The following is a 1,973-nucleotide window of genomic DNA, read 5'->3' as shown; positions in this document are numbered from 1 at the left end:
GGGATTCGACTGTCGGGGATGGCCGAAGTGATCTTGCCGCCCAGGCGTTCGGCCATGTCGTAGACGACCGGATGATGGCCGGCCAGGCGAAGGTGCCAGGCCGCAGATATGCCGGCCGGTCCGCCCCCGATGACGGCAACAGTCTTGTCGGACAGGGCCGGGAGTTGAGGCACGGTGGCTTTGAGGCCTTTCTTGCCCAGCACGGTGACGTCGATGGGCTGCATGCCAAAGGCATTGCGGGTGCAGGCGTCCATGCACAAGTGTGGGCAGAGGTATCCGCAGATGGTGGCCGGGAAGGGGGTGAACATGAGGGCCATGTCCACGGCCTCCTGCTCCTTGCCTTGGCGGATGAGCTGCCACCGTTTCTGGACGGGAATGCCCGAGGGGCAGTTGCCCTGGCAGGGGGGGAGGTATTTCTCGTTTTCCCAGACTGGCACGAGACGTCGAAGTTCTCCCGTGACCACAAGGGGGATTGGACTGTGATCAGAGGATGACAAGTCTCCGATCAGCCCTCCACGTCCGAGTTCGCCGTCCCAGACGGATGTCCGGAATTCCTTCATGGATCGGCGCTTCTTGATCAACCGCTCATGTGGTGATCTGGCCCTGATGAGCTGCCACTGGTTTCTGTCGGTCAGGTCGGCGACGAGTTCAAGGCGGGAAATGCGTTCGAGAAATCGGTGTAGGCCGTCGGAAAGCCAGGACCAGTCATTGTCTTTGACCGGTTCGATCAGGGCGTCGGCCCGACTGAATCCTTCGTGTGGGCCTCGAAAGAATATCTTGCCTCCGACCATGCCCACGCAGGGGCGAAATCCAAGGACATTGCCCGGATTCTGGGAATTGAATCCGCAGACAACGGCCACGCCTCCGGCCATGAATTCGGCAAAATAGTCTCCCACGGATCCCAAAACCCAAAGTTCAGGAGCCTCGAAGCGGGGGTTGTGCTTGGTCATGGTCATGCCCCGGGCGCCGATGCTACCCCCGACCATGATTCTGCCCTGGGCCATGGCGTTGGCAATGCCGTTGGACGCATTGCCGAAGATGACGATCTCGGCCCCAGTGTTCAGCCAGCCCACATCGTCTGAGGCCGGAGCTGCGGATTCAATGATCGTGCCCGGTCGACCCATGGCCCCCAGGCGTTGGCCCGGAGACCCGACAACAGTGACATGGACCGGGTCCTTCTCCGAAATCCAGATGCGTCCGCCAATGCCGTGTTGACCCATTGCCCGGATTTCCAGTCGTCTGGCTCCGTCCCGGACGGCCTGCTGGATACGTTCCTCAAGGACCCGAGAGTCAACCCGGACCCCGTTTTCCATGCCCTCGATGACGACGGTTTCTAGCCTGTGCATATCGCTACTCTCTGCATTGCGCCGGACCGAGCCGGGCTTGGAATGTTTGGATGTCATGCCTCACCGCTTTCCTCAGACCACGTATTTGATCCGCAAACGTTCGGCGGCGTGGTAATCATTGATTCCCAGGGCGTCTGACATGCCCACGGGCAAGGAGGTGGACCGGCCAAGGGGAGCGAAGATCTTGCGAAGCTCGACATCGAAGGCCACAAACATGTCCACGAGGCGCTCGGCCACTTTTTCGGGGTCCAGTCGACGGTAGATTCGCGGATCCTGGGAGGTGATGCCTTTGGGGCAGATGCCGATGTTGCAGACATTGCAGCGGTCGGTTTCCGATCCCAGGCATCCGGCAGCGGCCTGCATGACGGATTTTCCGACCTGGACGGCGCTGGCCCCGAGCATGATCAGGGCCGCGGCATTGGCGGCCAAGTTGCCGTTCTTGCCGATGCCGCCCCCGGCGATAAGGGGTATCTCGTTCTGCATGCCGAGATTGACGAGAGTCAGGTAGGCGTCACGGACATTGGAGGCGATGGGATGGCCGGTGTGGTTCATGGAAACGTTGTAGGCCGCGCCGGTCCCACCGTCCTCGCCGTCAATGGCCAGGGCTCCGGCGTAGGGGTTGCGTGT

General features: G+C 61.4%; 2 protein-coding genes. Both read right to left on the bottom strand.

The features are described from left to right. A partial coding sequence (locus tag EOM25_14365; protein NCC26359.1) for a pyridine nucleotide-disulfide oxidoreductase occupies positions 1–1,346 on the bottom strand: 1,346 nt, incomplete at its 3' end. Positions 1,347–1,418: 72 nt separating this feature from the next. Further along, the coding region (locus EOM25_14360; protein ID NCC26358.1) for a glutamate synthase at positions 1,419–1,973 on the bottom strand (555 nt) is incomplete at its 5' end.

The organism is Deltaproteobacteria bacterium (assembly GCA_009929795.1).
Lineage (GTDB): Bacteria > Desulfobacterota > Desulfovibrionia > Desulfovibrionales > Desulfomicrobiaceae > RZZR01.
Note: the sequence above shows the minus strand (reverse complement) of the source record. Positions and strands in the feature narration are given on the sequence as shown.